A 20,985-nucleotide genomic window follows, 5' to 3' on the forward strand; every position below is an offset into this window, starting at 1 on the left:
AGCGTCAGGCCCCGCGGAGCCCGGTGAAGAGGTACGACTCGAGCTGCTCGAGCGGGATGCGCTCCTGCTTCATCGTGTCGCGGTCGCGGACGGTCACGGCGTCGTCCTCGAGCGAGTCGAAGTCGACGGTCACGCAGTACGGGGTGCCGATCTCGTCCTGGCGGCGGTAGCGGCGGCCGATCGCTCCGGAGTCGTCGAAGTCGACGTTCCAGAGCTGGCGCAGCTGGTCGGCGACGCGGCGCGCGAGCGGCGAGAGTGCCTCGTTGCGCGAGAGCGGCAGCACGGCCACCTTCACCGGCGCCAGGCGCGGGTCGAGGTGCAGCACGGTCCGCGTCTCGACCTTGCCCTTGGCGTTCGGCGGCAGCTCCTGCTCCTCGTAGGCGTCGACGAGGAACGCCATGAGCGCGCGGGTGAGGCCGAACGACGGCTCGATCACGAACGGCACGTAGCGCTCGTTCTTGTTCTGGTCGAAGAACGAGAGGTCCTTGCCCGAGTGCTCGATGTGCGTCTTGAGGTCGTAGTCGGTGCGGTTCGCGACTCCCATCAGCTCGCCCCACTCGCCCGAGGCGAAGCTGAAGCGGTACTCGATGTCGACGGTGCGCTTGGAGTAGTGGGAGAGCTTGTCCTTCGGGTGCTCGTACTGCCGGATGTTCTCGGGGTTCATCCCGAGCCCGACGAACCAGTCCCAGGCGAGCTGCATCCAGGTCTCCTGCCACTCCTCGTCCGTGCCGGGCTCGACGAAGAACTCGAGCTCCATCTGCTCGAACTCGCGGGTGCGGAAGATGAAGTTGCCGGGGGTGATCTCGTTGCGGAACGCCTTGCCGATCTGGCCGATGCCGAAGGGCGGCTTGCGACGGGCGCTCTGCAGCACGTTCGCGAAGTTGGTGAAGATGCCCTGGGCGGTCTCGGGACGCAGGTAGTGCAGACCCGACTCGTCGTCGACGACGCCGAGGTAGGTCTTCATCAGGCCCGAGAACTGCTTGATCTCGGTCCACTGGCCGACCTTGTCGGGGTGCTCCGGGTCCGGGATGTCGGCGAGGCCGTTCACGGGCGGGTGGCCGTTGACCTCCTCGTACTTCTCGAAGAGGTGGTCGGCGCGGTAGCGCTTGTGGGTGATCAGCGACTCGGTCAGCGGGTCCGAGAAGACGCCGACGTGTCCCGAGGCGTGCCAGATCGCCGTGGGCAGGATGACCGCGGAGTCCAGGCCGACGACGTCGCCCCGGCCCTGCACGAAGGTCTTCCACCACTGGCGCTTGATGTTCTCCTTGAACTCCACGCCGAGCGGCCCGTAGTCCCACGCGGAGCGGGTGCCCCCGTAGATCTCACCCGAGGGGAAGACGAATCCCCTGTGCTGCGCGAGGGTGATGACTTTGTCGAGGGTGGTGGGTTCTGCCACGGGTTGCTCCTCAGCTGTTCGGGCGCACGGGGCCCCGGCGCGCGCCGGCTGCGCGCGTCCTTCTGGTGTGCCCCCATGGTAGCCGCGGGGGCGCCGAGCCGGTCCGCCCGCGGCGGGCATGATGAGCGGATGAGCACCCTCCCGCCGATCGTCGTGTCCGCCGTCGCCGTCCTCCGCGACCGGCACGTCCTGATGGTCACGGCGCGGGGCCGCGACGTCCTCTACCTCCCCGGCGGCAAGGTCGACGAGGGCGAGAGCGGGATCGAGGCGGCGGCCCGGGAGGCCCGCGAGGAGCTCGGCGCCGTCGCGCTCGGCCTCGAGCCCCTGTTCACCGTCCGCACCCAGGCGCACGGCGAGCCGGAGGGGCGGGAGGTCCACATGAGCGTCTTCGCCGCCGAGCTCGACCGCGAGGCGCGCCCGAGCGGCGAGATCGACTCTCTGCACTGGGTCGACGGCTCCGATGCGGGCCGCTGCCCGCCCGCCGGGGTCGAGACCCTCCGGCTGCTGCGCGGTCTCGATCTCGTCGACTGACCCTCCGGCGCCGGGCCGACCGTGGGGCGGCTAGCCTCGTGGCGTGGAGACGAGACGGCGTGCACGGGACCGGTCGAGCGCGGAGGAGCCGGACCGGCTCGAGCCGGTGCGGCTGGAGGCGGCCGTGCCCATCCTGCGGATCTTCTCGGTCGCCAAGGCGGGCGAGTTCTACGTCGACTACCTCGGCTTCGAGGTGGACTGGGAGCACCGCGCCGCGCTCGACGCCCCCCTCTACCTGCAGGTGTCGCGCTCGGGGCTCCGCCTGCACCTCAGCGAGCACCACCGCGACGGCAGTCCTGGCGCCGCCGTGCACGTCGCCCTCCGCGGTGTCCGCGAGCTGCACGCCGAGCTCGACGCGAAGGCGTACCCCTACCTCAACCCGCGGATCACCCGCACGCCGTTCGGCTTCGCGCTCGACGTGATCGATCCGTTCGGCAACCAGCTGCGCTTCGCGGAGCCGGCTCCGGTGCCGCGCCTGCCCTGATCGGTGCGCGTGCGAGTGCTTGTACAACCTGAGCGCCGACTGATCAACCGTTCACCGGCCGTCCATGCACTTCGGAGTCCCATCCTTTAGCGTGGCCCCGATGGCTTCACGGGGGACGATCGAGCGGCCGGTCACGGCCCGGGCAACGGGACGGCAGCGCCGGCCGCGGCTCCGCTTCATGGAGGCTGCACCGCTGGCGACGGGCATGCTGGGCTCGATCGCGATCCTCCTCGGCTCGCTCGGCGTGGGCTACCTGCCCGCCGGCTCGCCCATCCGCGACTGGCCTCTCGTCGCCTCGATCCGCGCCACGGGCTGGCTCACCGAGTCCAGCGGCGCCCTCGTCGTGGGCGGCGGGATGCTGCTGCTGATCGCGTGGCTCCGCCTGCGCACGGTCGCGCTCGCGGCGGGCCCCGGCTCCGTCCGCACCATCGTGGTGGCGGCCCTCGCCTGGACCGCTCCGCTCCTCGTGACGGTGCCGCTGTTCAGCCACGACATGTTCTCCTACGTGGCGCAGGGTCGCCTGATGACCCAGGGCATCGACCCCTACACCCACGGCGTCGCGACGCTCCCGGGCTGGTTCGACCTCGGCGTCGACCCGCTCTGGGCCGACACGCCCACGCCCTACGGGCCCCTCTACCTTTTGATCGAGCGCACCGCCGTGCAGTTCGCGGGCTACGGCGCACCGGAGCTCTCGATCGCGATGCTCCGCGCCGTGTCGGTCGCGGGCGTGGCCGTCATGGCCGTCTACGCGCTCCGCCTGGCGCGCCTGCGCGGCCTCTCGGTCCCGCTCACCGCCTGGACGATCGTCGCCAACCCGCTGACCCTCGTGCTCTTCGTCGTCGCCGGCCACAACGACTCCGTGATGCTGGCGCTCATCCTCGCGTCGCTCTACTACGCCCAGACCGACCGGCGCATCGCCGCCGTCGTGCTGATGGCCGGAGCGATCGCGATCAAGCCGATCGCCGTGATCGCGCTCCCCGTGCTCGCGCTCCTGTGGCTGCGCCACGACGCGACGTGGCGCGAGCGCACCCGCGGCTGGCTCTGGACGGGCGCCGGAGCGCTCGGCCTCGTGGTCGCCGTCGGGCTGCTCGCGGGCGTCGGGGTCGGCTGGGTCGCGGCGATGGTCGTGCCCGGCTCGATCCTGCACTGGTACGCGCCGATGTCGTTCGTCACGGTCTCGGTCTCCCGCGCCGTCGAGTTCACCGGTCACGACCCCGCCGCGGCGATCGCCGTGGTCAAGATCCTCGCGCTCGGGCTCGCCGGCCTGATCGCTGCGCGCCTCATGCTGTCGCGGCGCTCCATCGATCCGCTCGCCCGCCTGTCCGGTGCGCTGCTCGCGTTCGTGACGGCGTCGACCGCCATCCACCCCTGGTACGCCCTCTGGATCCTGCCGATCGCCGCGCTCGCGCGCCCGTGGAGCCGCTCCCACGTGCACCTGGCGGTCTACGCGTCGATCTTCCTCATGTGCGTCACGCTCGCCGAGCCGATCGACGGCGGAGGCGGCACGATGGACCAGATCCCGGCGCGGGTCGCGACGATCGCCGCGATCGCCGTGGTCGGGATGTACGTCCTCCTCGGCTACACGGACGAGGAGCGGGTCGAGGGCCTGCCCCTCGTGCGCGCGCTGCCGTTCGGCTCCGTGATCCTCGCCCGCCTCAGCGGCGGCCGCCTGGTCGACGCCCGGATGGCCGCGACGCGCCTGCGCGACTAGCCGGAGCCGCGGCTCAGGAGTCGGACTCGTCGCTCCGACGGCGAGTGCGGCGGTCGAGCGCGGCCTGCGCCGTCTCAGCGGCCGAGTCCGGGGAGCCGACCGGCCCGGTGGGTCCGGCGAGGGTGCTCGAGAGCGACGACAGCCAGCCGGAGTCGTCGCGGCCGACGTTCAGCGCCTCCGAGAAGAGGGGGAGGTCGCTGCGGGCGGCGTGGATCGCGTAGGACTCGCGGGAGAACCCGTTGTCGGGGACGACGGGCGTCCTGCGGGACGCGCGCGTGGCGTCCGGGGCCTGCTCCTGTCGCGAGGCGTCCGACGCCTGCTCCTGGGGGGCCTGCTCCTGTCGCGAGGCGTCCGACGCCTGCTCCTGGGGGGCCTGCTCCTGGGCGGCCTGCTCCCGGCGGGCGTCGCGCTCGTCGCGCGGGGTGCTGCTGTCGTGGTCCACGGCGGTCCTCCTGCTCTCCGCCCCGAGCGGAGGGACGGGCGCCGCGATGACGGGGCGGCGCCCGGTCAGGCTACCCCTCGTTCAGGGCGTGGCGTCGTCGGTGGCCCCTGATCGTGGCGCGGGGCGCCAGACGACCAGCTCGGTCCGGCGCTGCGCGCGCGTGCCGTGGCGCAGAGTGACCACGTCCCCCTCGAGTCCGGCGGCGAACACGCGGCGGCCCGGCCGGTTGAGGAGCTCGTCGGCGAGGGCCGACTCCAGCTCGCGCACCCGCTGCGAGAGCGACTGCACCTGGTTCTCGAGCTGCAGGACGCGCGCGATGCCCTCGAGCGAGACGCCCTCGGAGGAGAGCCGGGCGACCTCGCGCAGCTGCACCACGTCGCGCATCGAGTAGCGGCGCGACTTGCCCGCGGTGCGGGTCGGGCTCACGAGCCCGAGCCGGTCGTACTGCCGGAGCGTCTGCGGGTGCATCCCCGCCAGCTCGGCGGCGACGGCGATCGCGAAGACGGGCGTGTTCTCGTCCATGTCTCCTCCTCCGACCGGTCGCGCCGATCCGGTGCTAGTAGCGGGCCTTCTCCAGGATGTCCTCGCGCGGGTCCTCGTCCGGCTCGGCGGCGGCGTAGGCCTCGAGGGCTTCACGGGCGGCGGCGGACAGGTGGCTCGGGACGGCGACCTGCAGGACGGCGAGCAGGTCGCCCGTGCCCTTGGGGGTCGTGACGCCGCGGCCCTTGACGCGCAGGACGCGGCCGCTCGGGGTGCCTGCGGCGACCCGGAGCTTGACGGGCTCGCCGCCGAGGGTCGGCACCTCGATCGTCGCGCCGAAGACGGCCTCGACGAAGGTCACGGGGACCGTCACGCGCAGGTTCAGCCCGTCGCGCTCGAACACCGGATGCTTGCGGACCGAGACGGTGAGCACCAGGTCGCCGGGATCGCCGCCGTCCGGGCTGGGGCGGCCCTTGCCGCGGACGCGGATCTTCTGGTCGTCGGCCACGCCGGCAGGGATGCGCACCGAGAGGGTGCGCCCGTCGCCGGTCTGCAGCTGGACGGTGTCGCCCCGGGTCGCGGTGCGGAAGTCGATGGTGGTGCTGGCGGTGACGTCGGCGCCCTTCTGCGGGCCGCCGAAGCCGCGGTAGCCGCCGCTGGGCTGGCCGAAGCGGCTGCCTCCGCCGCCGAACATGCCGCCGAGGATGTCCTCGAAGCCGGGCGGCGGGCCCTGCTGGGTGCTGTAGGAGGTGCGCCCGCCCTGGCCGAACATGCCGCCGAAGACGTCGTCGAACCCTCCGGGCTGGCCTCCCGCGGTGAAGCGCGCTCCGCCCCCCATGGCGCGGATCTGGTCGTACTCCTTGCGCTGCTCGGCGTCCGAGAGCACGGTGTACGCCTCGCTGATCTCCTTGAAGCGCGCCTCGGCCTTCGCGTCCCCCGGGTTGGAGTCGGGGTGGAACTGGCGGGCGAGCTTGCGGTAGGTCTTCTTCAGGTCCGCGGCGGAGACGTCCTTGGACACGCCGAGGACCTTGTAGAAGTCCTTGTCGAACCAATCCTGGCTGGCCATGTGCCTCTTCCTGTGTCGAATGCGGCGAGGGACCCCGCCCCGGTCCGGCAGCGGGCTGCCGAGCGGGGCGGGGTCCTCCGCGGTGGTGGTGCCGGTGGCGGTGTCAGTCGGCGGGGACTGCCACGACCACCTTGGCGGCCCGCAGCAGCGAGCCTCCGAGGTAGTAGCCCGCCTCGACGACGTCCGCGACCGTGGAGGTCTCGGCGCCGGGGGTGGGCTGCTGGAAGATCGCCTCGTGGATGTTCGGGTCGAACAGGTCGCCCACGGCGCCGGTCTTCACCAGGCCGAGCTTCTCCACTCCGCCGCGCAGCTTCTGCGCGATGGCCGTGAAGGGCCCGCCCTCGGCGAGGTCGCCGTGCTTCTCGGCGCGGTCGAGGTCGTCGAGCACGGGGAGGATGACCTTCACCGCGTCGCCGATCGCCCGCTCCTTGTCGATCTGGCGGTTCGCCTCGGTGCGCTTGCGGTAGTTCGCGTACTCCGCGGTGACCCGCTGGAGATCGGCGAGGTGCTCGGCCGCGAGCGTCTCGGCGCTGGACTGTCCCGAGAGGAACGAGAGGTCGGCGTCCGAGAGGCTGGTCTCGACGTCGGGCCCCTCGGCCTCGATGAGGCCCTCCTGGTCCTGGGCGTCCTGCGCCGCCTCCGCTCCCGCCTCGCCGCCGGTGGCCGGCTGCTCCTCGGGGAGGTCCTGGGGCTCGTTCTCGGCTGCCATGGCTACTTCGTGTCCTTCGGCTCGTCCTCGTCGATGACCTCGGCGTCGACGATGTCCTCGTCGTCCTTCTTGTCACCGTCGGCCGGAGCGTCCGCGGGGGCGCTCTGCGCGGCCTGGTCCTGGGAGTAGATCGCCTGGCCGATCTTGGTCTGCGAGGCGTTGAGGGCGTCGAACGCGGTCTTGACGGCCGCGTCGTCGTCGCCGGCGAGCGCGGTCTTCAGCGCGTCGACGTCTCCCTGCACCTCGGACTTGACGTCCTCGGGCAGCTTGTCCTCGTTGTCCTTGATCAGCTTGTCGATCGAGTACGCCAGGGTCTCGGCGTTGTTGCGGATCTCGGCCGCCTCGCGGCGGGCCTTGTCCTCGGCGGCGTGCTCCTCGGCCTCGCGGACCATGCGGTCGATGTCGTCCTTGGGCAGCGACGAGCCGCCCGTGATCGTCATCGACTGCTCCTTGCCGGTGCCCTTGTCCTTCGCGGACACGTGGACGATGCCGTTGGCGTCGATGTCGAAGGTGACCTCGACCTGCGGGATGCCGCGCGGGGCCGGCGCGATGCCGGTCAGCTCGAACGTGCCCAGGTTCTTGTTGTCGCGGGTGAACTCGCGCTCGCCCTGGAAGACCTGGATCGCGACGGACGGCTGGTTGTCGTCGGCCGTGGTGAAGGTCTCGGACCTCTTGGTCGGGATCGCGGTGTTGCGCTCGATGAGCTTGGTCATGATCCCGCCCTTGGTCTCGATGCCCAGCGAGAGCGGGGTCACGTCGATCAGGAGGACGTCCTTGCGCTCGCCCTTGAGGACGCCGGCCTGCAGCGCGGCGCCGACGGCGACGACCTCGTCCGGGTTGACGCCCTTGTTGGGCTCCTTGCCGCCGGTGAGCTTCTTGACGAGCTCGGCGACGGCCGGCATGCGGGTCGAGCCGCCGACGAGGACCACGTGAGCGATGTCCTCGACCTTGACGCCCGCCTCGGCGATGACGTCGGTGAAGGGCTTGCGGGTGCGCTCGATCAGGTCGCTGGTGAGCTCCTCGAACTTGGCGCGGGTGAGCGTCTCGTCGAGGTTCGCCGGACCGTTCTCGGTGAGCGAGAGGTAGGGCAGCTGGATGCTGGTCGAGGTGCTCGAGGAGAGCTCCTTCTTCGCCTGCTCCGCGGCCTCCTTGAGGCGCTGACGAGCGATCTTGTCCTTCGAGACGTCGACGCCGGTCGAGTCCTTGAAGCGCTTGACCAGGTGGTCGACGACGCGCTGGTCCCAGTCGTCGCCGCCGAGGCGGTTGTCGCCCGAGGTCGCGCGGACCTGGATGGTCGAGAAGTCGTCGTCCTTGCCCACCTCGAGGAGGGAGACGTCGAACGTTCCGCCGCCGAGGTCGAAGACGAGGATGAGCTCGTCCTCCTTGCCCTTGTCGAGGCCGTAGGCCAGCGCGGCCGCGGTGGGCTCGTTGATGATGCGCAGGACGTTGAGGCCGGCGATCTCGCCGGCGTCCTTGGTCGCCTGGCGCTCGGCGTCGTTGAAGTAGGCCGGGACGGTGATGACCGCGTCGGTCACCTTGTCGCCCAGGTACTGCTCCGCGTCGCGCTTGAGCTTGCCCAGGATGCGGGCCGAGATCTCCTGCGGGGTGTACTTCTTGTCCTCGACGCCGAAGGTCCAGTCGGTGCCCATGTGGCGCTTGACCGACGCGATGGTGCGGTCGACGTTGGTGACGGCCTGGCGCTTCGCGGTCTCGCCGACGAGCACCTCCCCGTCCTTGGTGAACGCCACGACGGACGGCGTGGTGCGGAAGCCCTCGGCGTTGGCGATGACGGTGGGCTCGCCTCCCTCGAGGACGGCCACGACAGAGTTGGTGGTTCCCAGGTCGATGCCTACGGCACGGGACATATGCGTTGTTCTCCTTCGCGATCGGCGTCGCGCGGGCGGCTGCCGGTCAGTTGACGGGTGGTGCGGAATCCTCTGCGGGAGTTGAGCCCCGCACGCTCAAGTTTACGCATCCGTCGTCTCGCGTCAAGTCCGGAGGCGAGAAGTTGAGTCGCATCGGCTCAACTCTCAGACTCGCGGGTCCCGCCGCTTCCGGCCGTTCACCTCCTCCCCCTACGGTGGGCCCATGACGACGCGCACCGGCCGCTGGCCCGTCCTCGCCTGGGGCCTGTGGGACTGGGGCGGATCGGCCTTCAACGCGGTGGTGACTACCTTCGTCTTCACCGTCTACCTGACCACCGACGGGCTCTTCGGCACCTCGAGCGGAGTCTCGGCCGCGCTCGGCTGGTCCCTCGCCGCCGCCGGCGTGGTCGTCGCCGTGATCGCGCCGATCACCGGCCGCCGGGCCGACCTCGGCGGGCGCCGCCGGCTCTGGCTGGGGATCCACTCCGCCGTCGTCGTCCTCTGCATCCTGCTGATGTTCCTCGTGCGCCCCGACCCGGCCCTCCTCTGGCTGGGACTCGGACTGCTCGCGGTCGGCACGGTCTTCTTCGAGTTCGCGAGCGTCAACTACAACGCGATGCTCCTCCAGGTCTCGACCCGGGCGACCATCGGCCGCGTCTCCGGTTTCGGCTGGGGCATGGGCTACGTGGGCGGGATCGTCCTGCTGCTGATCGTGTACTTCGGCTTCATCTCGCCCGAGGTCGGGCTCTTCGGAGTGACGGGTGACGACGGCCTCGACGTGCGCGTCTCGATCCTGGTCGCCGGCGTCTGGTTCGCCGTCTTCGCCCTCCCGGTGCTGGTCGCGGTGCCGGAGACGCCGGCACAGGCGAGCCGGGCGGAGCGCGTCGGCGTGATCGCCTCCTACCGCGCGCTCTTCGCGCAGGTCGCCGCCCTCTGGCGCGAGAGCCGCAGCACCGTGGCCTTCCTCATCGCCAGCGCGGTGTTCCGCGACGGGCTCACCGGGGTCTTCACCTTCGGCGGCGTGCTGGCGCAGGGCACCTTCGGCTTCGACGCCGGCGAGGTGATCCTGTTCGCCATCGCCGCGAACGTCGTGGCCGGAGTGGCGACCATCTCGGTCGGCGCGCTCGACGACCGCATCGGCCCCAAGGCCGTGATCGTCGCCTCGCTCATCGGCCTGGTCGTCTGCGGCACCGCCGTCTTCGTCCTGCACGACGGGGGGAGCACGGTGTTCTGGATCTTCGGCCTGCTCCTGTGCCTGTTCGTCGGCCCGGCGCAGTCGGCGAGCCGCAGCTACCTGGCCCGCCTCATCCCGGAGGGACGCGAGGGCGAGATCTTCGGCCTCTACGCGACCACCGGGCGGGCGGCCTCGTTCCTCGCGCCCGCCGCCTTCGCAGCCACCGTCTCGATCGCCGCGGCCGTCTCGGGCAGCGGCGAGGCGAACGTGCAGTACTGGGGCATCCTCGGGCTCGTCCTCGTCCTCGCCGTGGGGCTGGTGCTGCTCCTGCCGGTGCGCCGCCCGCCGGCCACCGCTCCCGTCGTGCCGGAGCCGCGGCTCGCTCCGCCCGCCCGCCGGGACTGACGAGGCCCGTCCCGCGGGAGACGCGGGCGAGGCCCCTCCCCGCGCGCCGCCGGCCGCGGATCAGACCGTGGCGATCCAGAACACGATCAGCAGGAGCGTGACGAGGAAGCCGGTCAGGAAGTTCAGCGCGAGGAAGCGCTTCCAGCCCGCATTCGCCCGCTCCGCCTCGGCGTCCTCGAGCGACCGGTACGGCCAGATGCTCACCGCGTACGGCACCGCGAGGATCGCCGCGAGGGTCCCCGGCCAGGGCAGCAGGAGCAGGAGCAGGCCGCTCGCGACGTAGGCGGCGATGGCGAAGCGCGTGGTCGCCTTCGCTCCGATCACGGTCGCGATCGAGCCGATGCCGCCCGCGCGGTCGGCCAGGATGTCCTGCACCGCGCCGAAGGCGTGGCTCGCGATCCCCCAGAGGAAGAACGCCACGAGCAGCGCCACCAGAGGTCCGGTGACCACGGTGCCCGCGAGGGCGATCCCGTAGACGGCCGGGCTGACGAAGTGGGTCGCCGAGGTCAGCGAGTCGACGAACGGGCGCTCCTTGAAGCGGAGCCCCGGCGCACTGTAGGCGATCACGGCGAAGACGCTGATCGCGAGGACAAGCCACGAGACCGGTGACCCGAGCAGCACGAGCGCCACCAGGAACGGCACGTTCGTGGCCACCGCCGCGATCAGCGTCGCGCGGTGCTCGCTCCGGTCGAGCACGGCGCCCTCGACGCCGCCCTTGCGGGGGTTCCGCAGGTCGGACTCGTAGTCGAAGACGTCGTTGATCCCGTACATCGCGAGGTTGTAGGGGATGAGGAAGTAGATCGTGCCGAGCACGAAGGCGAGGTCGATCTCGCGGGTGGTCAGCAGGTACGCCGCCGCGAACGGGTAGGCGGTGTTGACCCAGCTCAGCGGGCGGCTCGAGACGAACAGCGCGCGCAGCCGGTTCACGGCTCGCTCCGACGACGCGAGGGCAGGAGCACCCAGAGCGCCGGGAGGGCGAGGGCCGCGGCGATCGCGTAGGCGAAGTCCTCGATCGGAGCGACGCCGATCCGGATCCCCGAGATCAGGTCGTCGTCGTAGGCGACCAGCAGGCCCACTCCGATCATGATGTTGTCGAAGACGGCGGTCATCACCAGCAGCACGGCGAGCGTGCCGAGGACGGCGGGCAGGCGCAGGACGCGTCGGCGCAGCGCGAGCAGCAGCAGCACCAGCACCACCGCGAGGAACACGGCGTTGAGGAGGAGGTAGGTCACGCGCGCGCCTCCGCCCGCCGGGAGACGCGCTGCGAGAGGAAGCCGTGCACGTCCATCGTCAGGTAGCAGAGCAGGGTGAGGAAGAGGACCTCCTCGACCGGGAGCTCCGGCGCGATCTGCAGGCCGGTCATGTAGGAGGTCTCACCGCGGAAGAAGACGCCCAGGCCGATCCCCACGAGGTCCCAGACCAGGAAGAACGCGACTCCCGCGGGCAGCACGATCGCCGCGCGTCGCGCGTCCGCCCAGAAGAACAGCCGGAAGCGGCGGTCGAGCACGATCATCCCGGTGATCGAGACGAGGAGCGCGAGCAGGTAGAGGATCCCCACGCCTACTCCCCCACGGCGACGGGCGCGACCGGAGCCGACGGCGCTTCCCGCACGGGCAGCGGCTCGGTCGACACGTCGCCGCGCACGCGCTTGAGCATGACCTCGGCGCTGATGATGCACATCGGCAGGCCGATGCCGGGGATCGTGGAGCTGCCGGCGAAGAGCAGTCCGTCGACGTGCCTGCTGACGTTCCCGGCGCGGAAGAAGGCGCTCTGCGAGAGGACGTGGGCCGGTCCGAGCATCGAGCCGCGCCAGGCGCCGAGGTCGCTCTCGAAGTCGGCCGGGCCGATGGTGCGGCGGACGACGATCCGCTCGGCCAGGTCGGTCGCGCCGGTCCAGGAGGCGATCTGCGCGATGGCCTGGTCGGCGATGGCCTCGACGCGCGCGTCGCCCGCGCCGTCGACTCCGCCGTGGCCGATCGAGGTGTCGGCCGGGATCGGCACGAGCACGAACAGGTTCTCGTGCCCCTCCGGAGCCGTGCTCGCGTCGGTCGCGCTCGGGCGGCAGACGTAGATCGACGCGGGATCGGGGACGGTCGGGTGCTCGCCGAAGATCTTGTCGAAGTTGTCGCGCCAGTCCTTCGTGAAGAGCAGGGTGTGGTGCTCGAGCTCGGGCAGCTCCCCGCGCACGCCCAGGAGGACGAGGACGGCGCTCGGGCCGGGCTCGCGCTTCTCCCAGTAGGCGGGCGGGTAGGTCCGCAGCTCCTCGGGGAGGAGCGACTGCTCGGTGGTGAAGAGGTCGGAGGCGTTGACGACCAGGTCGGCGGGGATCCGCTCCGTGCCGTCGGGGCCCGTGAACTCGACTCCGACGACCTCGGCGCCGCGGCGTCCGCCGCGGGGCGAGCGGGCGGTGAGGATCCGCGTCGCGGGCGAGGACGTGCGGACGGTGACGCCGGCCTCCTCGGCGACGTCGGCGACCGCCTCGATCAGCTTCGTGAATCCGCCCATCGGGTAGAGCACTCCGTCGGCGAGGTCGAGGTGGCTCATCAGGTGGTACATGCTCGGCGCGGCGAACGGCGAGGAGCCGAGGAAGACGGCCGGGTAGCCGAGGATCTGGCGCAGCCGGTTGTCGGTGACCGCCGTCGCCGCGAACGTGTCGAGCGGCGTGAGCAGCAGGCGGCCGAGCCTCCCGGTCCGGCTGAGCACGTCGCGGCGCAGCAGCGGGAGGAAGGAGGAGAAGCTCGTGTAGAGGAAGCGGCGCTTGGCCATCTCGTAGGTGTCGCGCGCGGAGTCGAGGTACGCGCGCATCCGCTCGCCCGCTCCGGGCTCGATGCTCTCGAAGAGCGCGAGGTTCGACTCGAGGTCGGCGAGCACGTCGATCGGCTCGTCGACGCCCTCGCTGTAGACCCGGTAGCCGGGGTCGAGCGTGACGAGGTCGAGGCACTCCTCGGCGCTGGTGCCCATCAGGCGGAAGAAGTGGTCGAATACCTCGGGCATCAGGTACCAGGAGGGACCGGTGTCGAAGCGGAAGCCCTCGTGCTCCCACGAGCCGGCGCGGCCGCCGACGGCCTCGCGCGCCTCCAGGAGGGTCACGTCGTAGCCGTCGCGCGCGAGCAGCGCGGCGGAGGCGAGCCCGCCGATCCCGCCGCCGATGACGACGGCGCGGTGCGGGCCGGTCCTCGAGCGGGTCGCGCGGACGGGGCCGGGGCCCAGGCGCGGGCCCAGCGTCGACACGGCCGCCTTCGCCGCGAGCGCAGCCTTGGCGGCCGTGGGCACGCTGACGCGGGCGCGGAGGAGCTCCGCGGCGGGCGTCGCGCGGATCCGGTCGGCCAGGGCGGCGAAGAGGGAGTGAGCGAGCAGGACCGCGCGCCGGCTGGAGCGCGGGAGCTCGGGCACGATGGCGGCGGCCTCGGCGAGGTCGTCGTCGAGGTCGGCGAGCAGCGAGGCCTTGTCGCGCTCGGAGAACGCCCGCGGGTCGACTCCGGGGAAGTAGCTGCGGCCGAGGCCGTCGACGTCGGCGGCGAGATCGCGGAGGAAGTTGACCTTCTGGAACGCGGCGCCCAGGCGGCGCGCTCCGGCCACGAGCCGCGCGCGGGCGGCCTCGGAGACGAGCCCCGCGTCCGGCGCCGCGAGGAACACGTGCAGGCACATCAGCCCGACGACCTCGGCGGAGCCGTAGACGTAGGCCTCGAAGGACTCGGGGGTGTGCTCGGTCTCGCGGAGGTCGGCGCGCATCGACGCGAAGAACGGCCGGGTGAGCTCGGTGCCGAATCCGGTCGCCCGCGCGGTCCGCGCGAAGGCGTGGATCACGAGGTTGGAGCTGAAGCCGGAGGCGAGCGCGCGCTCGGTCTCGGCCTCGAAGGCGTCGAGGGACTCCTCCACCGCGGCCCGATCGAGACGGGCCTCCTCGGCGACGCCGTCGACGATCTCGTCGGCGACGCGCACGAGGGCGTAGACGTCCTCCACCCGCTCGCGGACGCCCGGAGCGAGCAGGCGCGTGGCCAGCCCGAAGGAGGTGGAGTAGCGGCGGATCACCTGCGCGGACGACTCGTGCGCGACGCGGTCGTACAGTTCGCTCTGGCGGCTCATCGTGCCACCGTACGGGGGCACGGCCGGGCGGAGCGCATCGTCGCGCGCATCCGCGCGTGGCGGACAGCGCTCATCGGGTGCGCCCGACCACGCTGGCCACGAGCGGGCGGACCTCGTTGCGGAACGCCTCCGACACCGCGGGGGTCTCCAGAGCCGCCCAGGCGCGGTCGGCGAACTGGTTCGCGAGCCCCTCGGCGTAGCTGCGGGCGCCGCACTCCTCGAGGATGCCGCGCACCTTCTCCGCGGTCTCGGGCGCGAGGTGCTCGTCGCCGATCAGCGCCTCGATGTCGGGCCAGCAGTCCGTGCCGGCCGCGTGGGCGATGAGGACGGTGCGCTTGCCCTCGCGGAGGTCGCCCAGCGTGGTCTTGCCGGTCTGCCCCTCCGAGCCGAAGACGCCGAGCAGGTCGTCGACGATCTGGTAGGCGATGCCGATCCAGCGGCCGAACTCGCCGAGCGCGTCCACCGCGGCGTCCGAGGCTCCGGCGAGGATCGCTCCGGCCTGCAGCGGCGCCTCGAACGAGTAGACGGCCGTCTTGAGGCGCTCCATCTCGAGCACCTCGTCGACCGAGGGCATGCCCGGCATGAGGGAGAAGTCCACATCGGCCAGCTCACCCGCGGCGGAGGCGAAGACGGCCTCGTCGAGCAGGGTGAGCAGGCGGGCCCGCACGCCGTCGGAGGCGCCGACGCCCTCGACGAGGCGGTGGGCGCCGGTGAGGGCGAGGTCCCCGGCGATCACGGCCACCGAGGTGCCGCGGTGCTCGGCGATCGGGATGGAGAGGCCCGCGGTCGTCGCCTCGTCGCGGTAGCTGCCCGAGACGTTCGGGCCGCCGCGGCGCACGAAGTCGCGGTCGATCACGTCGTCGTGCACGATCAGCGCGGTGTGCAGCAGCTCGAACGCCGCGCCGAGATGGGCGGCGGCCTCCGGATCCTGGCCGCCGTGGGCCTCGTACGCCGAGATCACCATCAGCGGGCGGAAGCGCTTGCCGCCGCGGGTGTTGGCCTCCAGCGTCTGCCAGAGGGTCAGGTAGCGGGGTCCGAGACGCACCGCCCGGGACCTCGCCAACGAGAAGAACCTGTCCAGGACGGCATCGACGTGCTCCTGCCTCAACCGGGACAGAACCACGGGGTCGCGCGTATCCACGTGGGAAGGCTAACAAAGGGGAGAACCAGGACGATAAGCCGGCTGATGTGTTGCGGCGTGCTTGACTTGCGGGTATGACTTCGCCAGCCGCCACTGTGCAGACGGACCGGATCGAGCAGGTGGTCCTCCTCGACGAGGCCGGGAACGCCGTGGGGGTCGCCGACAAGGCGACCGTGCACGACACGGCCACTCCCCTGCACCTCGCGTTCTCCTGCCACGTCTTCTCCCCGGACGGCGCGCTTCTGGTGACCCGCCGCGCACTCGAGAAGCGCACCTGGCCGGGCGTCTGGACCAACTCCTTCTGCGGGCACCCCGCCCCGGGCGAGCGGATCGAGGACGCCGTCGTCCGCCGGGCCGAGCGCGAGCTCGGCGCCCGGCTGGCCACGCTGGAGGTCGCCCTGCCGGACTTCCGCTACCGCGCGGTCGACGCGTCCGGCGTCGTCGAGAACGAGATCTGCCCCGTCTACACGGCGACGCTGTCGAGCCGCGACGCCCTCGATCCGCGCCTCGACGAGGTCATGGACTACGAGTGGGTCGACGCCGAGGCGACGCTCGCCGCCGTCCGCTCGACCCCCTGGGCGTTCTCCCCCTGGCTCGTGCTGCAGCTCCCCCGCCTGCTGGGCTGACCCCTACGCCCTGATCCCTGCGCCGGAGTCAGTCGGTGTAGACGTCCGTGCGGTGGAAGTTGAGCGCCGACCGCGACGCGGTCGGACCGCGCTGGCCCTGGTACCGCGAGCTGTACTCCGCCGAGCCGTAGGGCTTCTCGGCGGGCGAGCTGAGGCGGAAGAAGCACATCTGGCCGATCTTCATCCCCGGCCAGAGCGTGATGGGGAGCGTCGCGACGTTGCTGAGCTCGAGGGTGACGTGGCCGGTGAAGCCCGGATCGATGAACCCGGCGGTCGAGTGGGTCAGCAGTCCGAGCCGTCCGAGCGAGCTCTTGCCCTCGAGGCGCGCCGCGATGTCGTCCGGCAGCGACACCTCCTCGTAGGTCGAGCCGAGCACGAACTCTCCCGGGTGGAGGATGAACGGCTCGCCCTGCGGCGTCTCGACCAGGCGGGTCAGCTCGGGCTGGTCCTCGGCCGGATCGATGTACGGGTAGCGGTGGTTGTCGAACAGCCGGAAGAAGCGGTCGAGGCGCACATCGACGGACGACGGCTGCAGCATCGACGGATCGTGCGGGGCGAGCCCCACGCGGCCGGAGGCGAGTTCGAGCGAGATGTCGCGGTCGGAGAGGAGCACGCTGCGATCCTAGGGCGTGGCGCGACCCGGGGGCATGGGCCGGCTCCGGGCCTTGCTACGATGTCCTGGTGCGCCCGAGCGGCGCCGCGCGAGTGTAGTTCAATGGTAGAACTTCTGCTTCCCAAGCAGATGGCGCGGGTTCGATTCCCGTCACTCGCTCCATGGCCTGGTCAGCGGCCGTTTCTGCTCCGGTCGGCACTCGCCGCCTGACCCGAAGCTCGCTACTTACTCGCTACTTTGCCTGCAAACGGCGTGTCAGAGCAGGCGTGCGTTCGCCGGATCAAGAGCCGCGAACCAGAACGCCGTGTCTTCCTCGGAATGCACGTGGACGGCCACCTCGACCATGTAATCGGACCAGTACTCGTCGTCGAGCGTGATGATCTGCACCTCGTTGAGGTCCAGGAACGTAAGTGTTGCTACCCAGGCTGTCCGCTTGTTTGCGTCCGCGAAGGCGTGAGCGGCAACAATGCCATGGAGGAGCACGCTGGCCTGCATATAGATCGTCGGGTGAAGCAACGTGCCCCCATCGAAGGAAGCTTGAGGGCGCCCTACAGCGCCCTCAAGCTTGCTTCGATCGATCAGAGACGCTCCGTCCAGAGCGTCGTGGAGCTCGATGACTTGGTCGACGGAGAGGAACCGCGTCACTTGTGGGCGAGGAGCGCAAGACCGGCGCTCCATCGCTCAATGATTCGGCGCGCAGCCGCCGCAACCTCGGCTGAATCGGCCTGAACCGGCCGAGCAGTCCGGCGAGGTATGTCGCCGCCCTCAAGTGCCATGCACGAGTAGAAGTCCAACATCGTCTTCTGGCTGACGACTTTTCGCGAAGGAGCACCACCGGGCAAACCGCGACGCGCCTCGAGCCAGGGCGCGTCGTCATGCGTCAGCTGGATCAGCTCCTCGTACCCTCGGTCGCCATAGAAAGCGAGTACAGAGTCGAGCGTTTCCTTCACCTCGTCTGACAGCTCAACTTCCGCCGGTAGCACTCCGTACTTGTTCTTCGCGTAGACGGAGCGCACCACGGGCCCGTTCGACCAAGCCTGGAAGTCCTCGTCGAAGAGGGGGCGCGCGGTCCAAGCCAGGTTCCATGCCTGGGCAAAGTAGACGAGCTTCTGCAGCTTCATGCTGTCCCAGCTCGGGACGCGACCCTTCGTCGCCAGGTAGCCAGCAACTTCGATTGCGGTCGTCACGGTCACCAACCCCTCTCTTCTTCCAGGAACGACGGAGACCCCAAGCGAATCGGGTGTCCCTCTCGTTGGAGGACGTGAGGGTGGCGGTGCGGCGGGGTCCTCGAATCAGTATTGCACGCTCGAAAATCTGAGCGGCGAACGAATCACCGCGGTTGACTTCGCACGCCGCAGACGCTGCGCGAACCTCTCAGTTGGCGAACGCATCGAGCACGTCTGAGACGTCGGGGCGCATCTTCGCCCGCTCGATGTAGTTGCGGCGGGTGACTGCCACATCCGCTTGTCCGAGCTGATCCTTCGCCGCCACCTCGCCCCGGGTCGCGTCGAGCAAGGTCGCGACCGCCTTCCGCGGGAACTTCGGCGTGATCCACGCGACGTCTGTATCCGCGAGCGCATCGCGCCACTGCACCCTCATGTTCTCCGGCCACCGCAATGTGCCCGTAGAGGAGGGGAACACCCACTCGCAGTACGAGGCCCGGCGCCGACGGATCATCACCTGATGGAGGAAAGGTGGCAGCACCAGCGTCCTCAAGCCGGACGTGCTCTTCGTCCACTCCTGACGGTGCAGACCCTCCCCCGGCACCCTTGTGACGGTGCCACAGATGGTGACGGTCGCCGCGTCTAGGTCGACGTCGACCCAGCGCAACGCGAGAGCCTCGCCGGGCCGCGCTGCGGTGCCGACGAGGAAGTCCCCGAGATCCGCGAGGTCTCGAAGAGAGCCCGACCGGTGGGTTGGCCGCTGGTCGTACAGGCGCAGTGCTTCGCGCATCGTCCGGATCTCATCGATCGTGGGCGCGCGTACATCCCGTATGTCAACGGACGGCGCACGTATGCCGGCGGCGGTGTTCGTCGGAGCGGCGTCGTATCGGACTGCGAGCTTCATCATCCCTGAAAGCACGACTGCGACCATGCGCGCTTGCGCGGGGCCAGACTGCTCGGCGACGCGTGCGACAAGACGGTCGAGTCGTGCAGTCCCTGCTTCCCTGATGCGGACGTCGCGGATCGCCCCAATGTGCTTCGCGACGGTCGACTCGTATCGGGCGACAGTAGCCGCAGCCTTCCGGTCGGATCGCACCTGCTCGAGCCACTTCGCCGCGAGCTCGGCCATCGTGCTTTCGCGGGTTAGGATCTCGGCCGTCGGAGCGAAGCGATCCCGCAGCGCTGCGCGGAGCGCCGCCTCTGCGGCCGCCGCTGATCTCCCCGTACGTTGCGCCTTCCGGGTGCGTCCGTCGGAGTCGCGGTAGTACGCGACTGCAGTGGGCTTGCCCGCGACGGTCGTTCGTCGGATGGTGCCCCAGGTCTCGAGTGGTAGCGGCGGCCTACCCATGGTCGTTCCTCTCGTCGCGGTGCACAGCGGTCGACGCCTAGCCCTCTGCGCCAGTCCGCTTCCGGACCGTGCCGTAGGGCTCCACCACTGGGCTAGATCCCCAGCCGGTGGTGTCGAAGGGCTCGGGTAAGCGCAGCCCCTCCTCCACGAAGATGAGCGCCGTGGCCGGCGTGACATCGAAGTCGGCGAGAGTGTCCTCGACCTCCTTCAGGACGGCGAAGCCCGAGGTCCCGAGCGCACGAGCCATGCCCTCGAGCTGGTCGATGTCGATCGGGCGCTGCCCCCGGAGCATCTTCGAGAGCTGCGACTGCGAGACGCCGACGGCGGCGGACAGTTCAGCCTGGGTCACCCCGTAGCGAGCTACTAGGCCGCGCAGGATGGCGGCGGTCTGCCGCGTATAGTCATGGACCGAGGAGTTCGTCACGGGTTCAGTGTGTCAGATTTGACCCGATTTAGTCCAGCTGGTCGCGGGACTAGTTCATCTGGACTAGATTATTCCACATGAACTACGACACCCCGAACTCCCGAGCGGGCCGTGCCATTCGAGTGCTACTCGCCGAACGCGGTGAGTCGATCGAGGCGCTGTCCGATGGGACAGGCATCTCGAACTCTACTCTCAAGCGCCGCCTGCTCGGTGCGACGTCCTTCACGATCGACGAGCTCGGTCTCGTCGCTCAGTACTTCGACGTGCCACTTACGCACGTCGTCGTCTCCCCGGCCGAGCGCGAAGCTCAAGCGGCGGCGGTCCTCGCCTGATGGAGAAGCTGCTCGCCAGTCCGACTGCGTCGACTCACCTGGTCGGTCCGGTTCTCCGTACGCCAGATGCCGCCGCCTACTGCGGGATCAAGCCCCAGACCCTCTACAACCTCGTGCACCTCGGCGAGGGGCCCCGGCATTACAAGCAGGGCAGGCTCCTCGCGTTCTACCCGACCGACCTCGACGAATGGCTCACCTCACGGCTCACCCCCGCGCCCTGACGGCTCGGCTCGTGACAGAGCAAACGCCTCGCAGCTGGAACTACGAGGCGTTCGAACAACAAGAAGGAGTCCTTGAAATGCTCACCGCAATCGTATCCCAGTCGGCCAACATCACAGAAGGAGCCACCCGCCCGCCGCGCGATGCCCGCTTCCCCTCCGAGGTCGTGCCGGTCATCGACATCCTGACCTCGGACATCGATAACCACCTCGGGCGCACCCTCGCATGGCCCGACCGCGTGTACGTCAATCGCCGGCCCGACGGAAGAACGACTTACTCGACCCGCGCCGCGATGCCCGACTTCGAGCGGCTTCACGCGAGCACCGACTGGCACCACGCCGACGGCTCGGCCTCGGGCCACTTCCTGGGCACCTACGGCGCCGAGGCGCACCCCGACGAAGCACGCACGCGCCTAGTCCTCCTCTCCGCCGTCCGCTGCACCGTCTACTCCTGGTGCTCCGGCCACGACGCGCTCGATCTGTCCCTCGAGAGCAGCACCGGCTACCACGGGGTCGACGACCGTGATCTCGCCGACTTCGCCTCCCTCGAAGCTGAGGTTGGCGGCAACACCCTCAAGGCGGTCGGGTCGAAGATCGACGACGAAGGACGCGACCGGTACAACGTGCTCCTCGAGATCGACCTCACCGTCGGCAAGGCCGGGCTGCGCAACCTCGTCGCCGAACTGCGCAGCATCGCAACCAATCTTGATGCCGAGGCCGACGGCATGACGGATGACGAGCTGTGAGGGCATCGCGGTGGGCTCCCCCACC

Annotated in this window: 24 protein-coding genes and 1 tRNA gene; 9 read left to right on the forward strand and 16 right to left on the reverse strand. The window is 70.4% G+C overall.

Annotated elements, in window-relative coordinates:
* Nucleotides 1-4 precede the first annotated feature (4 nt).
* On the reverse strand, nt 5-1,396 hold the full coding sequence (locus C5C63_RS04365; protein ID WP_104226140.1) for a glycine--tRNA ligase: 1,392 nt from the start codon (nt 1,394-1,396) through the stop codon (nt 5-7).
* Nucleotides 1,397-1,525: 129 nt separating this feature from the next.
* On the opposite strand from C5C63_RS04365, the gene C5C63_RS04370 reads away from it, so the two are divergent.
* From C5C63_RS04370 to mptB, 3 genes are all read left to right on the forward strand, one after another.
* Nucleotides 1,526-1,927, forward strand: coding sequence for an NUDIX domain-containing protein (locus tag C5C63_RS04370; RefSeq protein WP_104237622.1), 402 nt, complete (start codon nt 1,526-1,528; stop codon nt 1,925-1,927).
* A 43-nt stretch (nt 1,928-1,970) separates the two neighbouring features.
* Complete coding sequence (locus C5C63_RS04375) at nt 1,971-2,411, forward strand: glyoxalase superfamily protein (protein WP_208543318.1); 441 nt, start codon at nt 1,971-1,973, stop codon at nt 2,409-2,411.
* Between the two features lie 100 nt (nt 2,412-2,511).
* Complete coding sequence (gene mptB, locus C5C63_RS04380) at nt 2,512-4,122, forward strand: polyprenol phosphomannose-dependent alpha 1,6 mannosyltransferase MptB (RefSeq protein WP_146086349.1); 1,611 nt, start codon at nt 2,512-2,514, stop codon at nt 4,120-4,122.
* Between the two features lie 13 nt (nt 4,123-4,135).
* Here mptB and C5C63_RS04385 read toward each other — a convergent pair whose 3' ends face one another.
* The 5 genes from C5C63_RS04385 to dnaK form a co-directional block, all read right to left on the reverse strand.
* Nucleotides 4,136-4,564 carry a hypothetical protein gene (locus C5C63_RS04385; protein WP_104325537.1) on the reverse strand — a complete coding sequence of 143 codons (429 nt, stop codon included), beginning with the start codon at nt 4,562-4,564 and terminating at the stop codon, nt 4,136-4,138.
* An 81-nt stretch (nt 4,565-4,645) separates the two neighbouring features.
* Nucleotides 4,646-5,086: a heat shock protein transcriptional repressor HspR gene (locus tag C5C63_RS04390; protein ID WP_104325538.1), complete on the reverse strand. Its 441-nt coding sequence runs from the start codon at nt 5,084-5,086 to the stop codon at nt 4,646-4,648.
* Between the two features lie 34 nt (nt 5,087-5,120).
* Complete coding sequence (locus C5C63_RS04395) at nt 5,121-6,110, reverse strand: DnaJ C-terminal domain-containing protein (protein ID WP_104222888.1); 990 nt, start codon at nt 6,108-6,110, stop codon at nt 5,121-5,123.
* Nucleotides 6,111-6,213: 103 nt separating this feature from the next.
* The gene (locus C5C63_RS04400; protein WP_104325539.1) at nt 6,214-6,819 is read right to left on the reverse strand and encodes a nucleotide exchange factor GrpE; all 606 of its coding nucleotides are present in this window, start codon (nt 6,817-6,819) and stop codon (nt 6,214-6,216) included.
* A gap of 2 nt (nt 6,820-6,821) precedes the next feature.
* Nucleotides 6,822-8,684: a molecular chaperone DnaK gene (dnaK, locus tag C5C63_RS04405; RefSeq protein WP_104222890.1), complete on the reverse strand. Its 1,863-nt coding sequence runs from the start codon at nt 8,682-8,684 to the stop codon at nt 6,822-6,824.
* Nucleotides 8,685-8,907: 223 nt separating this feature from the next.
* On the opposite strand from dnaK, the gene C5C63_RS04410 reads away from it, so the two are divergent.
* Nucleotides 8,908-10,263: an MFS transporter gene (locus C5C63_RS04410; protein WP_104325540.1), complete on the forward strand. Its 1,356-nt coding sequence runs from the start codon at nt 8,908-8,910 to the stop codon at nt 10,261-10,263.
* A gap of 60 nt (nt 10,264-10,323) precedes the next feature.
* On the opposite strand, the gene C5C63_RS04415 is transcribed toward C5C63_RS04410, so the two are convergent.
* The 5 genes from C5C63_RS04415 to C5C63_RS04435 form a co-directional block, all read right to left on the reverse strand.
* A complete protein-coding gene (locus tag C5C63_RS04415; protein WP_104222892.1) occupies nt 10,324-11,190 on the reverse strand; it encodes a prenyltransferase in 867 nt (288 codons plus the stop codon).
* Nucleotides 11,187-11,495, reverse strand: a complete 309-nt coding sequence (locus tag C5C63_RS04420; protein ID WP_104222893.1) for a lycopene cyclase domain-containing protein — start codon at nt 11,493-11,495, stop codon at nt 11,187-11,189. The genes C5C63_RS04415 and C5C63_RS04420 overlap by 4 nt, the downstream gene beginning before the upstream one ends.
* Nucleotides 11,492-11,821 carry a lycopene cyclase domain-containing protein gene (locus tag C5C63_RS04425; protein ID WP_104267176.1) on the reverse strand — a complete coding sequence of 110 codons (330 nt, stop codon included), beginning with the start codon at nt 11,819-11,821 and terminating at the stop codon, nt 11,492-11,494. Before C5C63_RS04425 ends, C5C63_RS04420 begins: the two co-directional genes overlap by 4 nt.
* A 2-nt stretch (nt 11,822-11,823) precedes the next feature.
* Complete coding sequence (gene crtI / locus C5C63_RS04430) at nt 11,824-14,349, reverse strand: phytoene desaturase family protein (RefSeq protein ID WP_104325608.1); 2,526 nt, start codon at nt 14,347-14,349, stop codon at nt 11,824-11,826.
* A 70-nt stretch (nt 14,350-14,419) separates the two neighbouring features.
* Nucleotides 14,420-15,394: a polyprenyl synthetase family protein gene (locus C5C63_RS04435; RefSeq protein ID WP_244229492.1), complete on the reverse strand. Its 975-nt coding sequence runs from the start codon at nt 15,392-15,394 to the stop codon at nt 14,420-14,422.
* A gap of 170 nt (nt 15,395-15,564) precedes the next feature.
* Between C5C63_RS04435 and idi the strand changes: the two genes are divergently transcribed.
* Nucleotides 15,565-16,116, forward strand: coding sequence for an isopentenyl-diphosphate Delta-isomerase (idi, locus tag C5C63_RS04440; protein WP_104222897.1), 552 nt, complete (start codon nt 15,565-15,567; stop codon nt 16,114-16,116).
* 28 nt (nt 16,117-16,144) lie between these two features.
* On the opposite strand, the gene dcd is transcribed toward idi, so the two are convergent.
* Nucleotides 16,145-16,729, reverse strand: a complete 585-nt coding sequence (gene dcd / locus C5C63_RS04445) for a dCTP deaminase (protein ID WP_104222898.1) — start codon at nt 16,727-16,729, stop codon at nt 16,145-16,147.
* A gap of 88 nt (nt 16,730-16,817) precedes the next feature.
* On the opposite strand from dcd, the gene C5C63_RS04450 reads away from it, so the two are divergent.
* A tRNA-Gly gene (locus C5C63_RS04450) sits at nt 16,818-16,891 on the forward strand.
* Between the two features lie 93 nt (nt 16,892-16,984).
* Here the strand turns inward: C5C63_RS04450 and C5C63_RS04455 are convergent.
* The 4 genes from C5C63_RS04455 to C5C63_RS04470 all read right to left on the reverse strand — a co-directional run bounded on the left by C5C63_RS04455 (nt 16,985) and on the right by C5C63_RS04470 (nt 19,664).
* Nucleotides 16,985-17,407, reverse strand: coding sequence for a type II toxin-antitoxin system death-on-curing family toxin (locus C5C63_RS04455; RefSeq protein WP_104325541.1), 423 nt, complete (start codon nt 17,405-17,407; stop codon nt 16,985-16,987).
* Nucleotides 17,371-17,922, reverse strand: coding sequence for a Panacea domain-containing protein (locus tag C5C63_RS04460; protein WP_104325542.1), 552 nt, complete (start codon nt 17,920-17,922; stop codon nt 17,371-17,373). The genes C5C63_RS04455 and C5C63_RS04460 overlap by 37 nt, the downstream gene beginning before the upstream one ends.
* A 181-nt stretch (nt 17,923-18,103) precedes the next feature.
* Nucleotides 18,104-19,240: a tyrosine-type recombinase/integrase gene (locus tag C5C63_RS04465; RefSeq protein WP_104325543.1), complete on the reverse strand. Its 1,137-nt coding sequence runs from the start codon at nt 19,238-19,240 to the stop codon at nt 18,104-18,106.
* A 37-nt stretch (nt 19,241-19,277) separates the two neighbouring features.
* Nucleotides 19,278-19,664, reverse strand: a complete 387-nt coding sequence (locus C5C63_RS04470) for a helix-turn-helix domain-containing protein (protein ID WP_104325544.1) — start codon at nt 19,662-19,664, stop codon at nt 19,278-19,280.
* Between the two features lie 77 nt (nt 19,665-19,741).
* Between C5C63_RS04470 and C5C63_RS04475 the strand changes: the two genes are divergently transcribed.
* The 3 genes from C5C63_RS04475 (at nt 19,742) to C5C63_RS04485 (ending at nt 20,960) form a co-directional block, all read left to right on the forward strand.
* Nucleotides 19,742-19,996 (forward strand): helix-turn-helix transcriptional regulator, encoded by a 255-nt coding sequence (locus tag C5C63_RS04475; RefSeq protein ID WP_104325545.1) that lies wholly within the window; start codon nt 19,742-19,744, stop codon nt 19,994-19,996.
* Nucleotides 19,996-20,217: a helix-turn-helix domain-containing protein gene (locus C5C63_RS04480; RefSeq protein ID WP_104325546.1), complete on the forward strand. Its 222-nt coding sequence runs from the start codon at nt 19,996-19,998 to the stop codon at nt 20,215-20,217. Before C5C63_RS04475 ends, C5C63_RS04480 begins: the two co-directional genes overlap by 1 nt.
* A gap of 77 nt (nt 20,218-20,294) precedes the next feature.
* Nucleotides 20,295-20,960 (forward strand): hypothetical protein, encoded by a 666-nt coding sequence (locus tag C5C63_RS04485; RefSeq protein WP_104325547.1) that lies wholly within the window; start codon nt 20,295-20,297, stop codon nt 20,958-20,960.
* Nucleotides 20,961-20,985: the final 25 nt, after the last annotated feature.

It is taken from the genome of Rathayibacter sp. AY1B8 (genome assembly GCF_002932775.1).
Taxonomy (GTDB): Bacteria; Actinomycetota; Actinomycetes; order Actinomycetales; family Microbacteriaceae; genus Rathayibacter.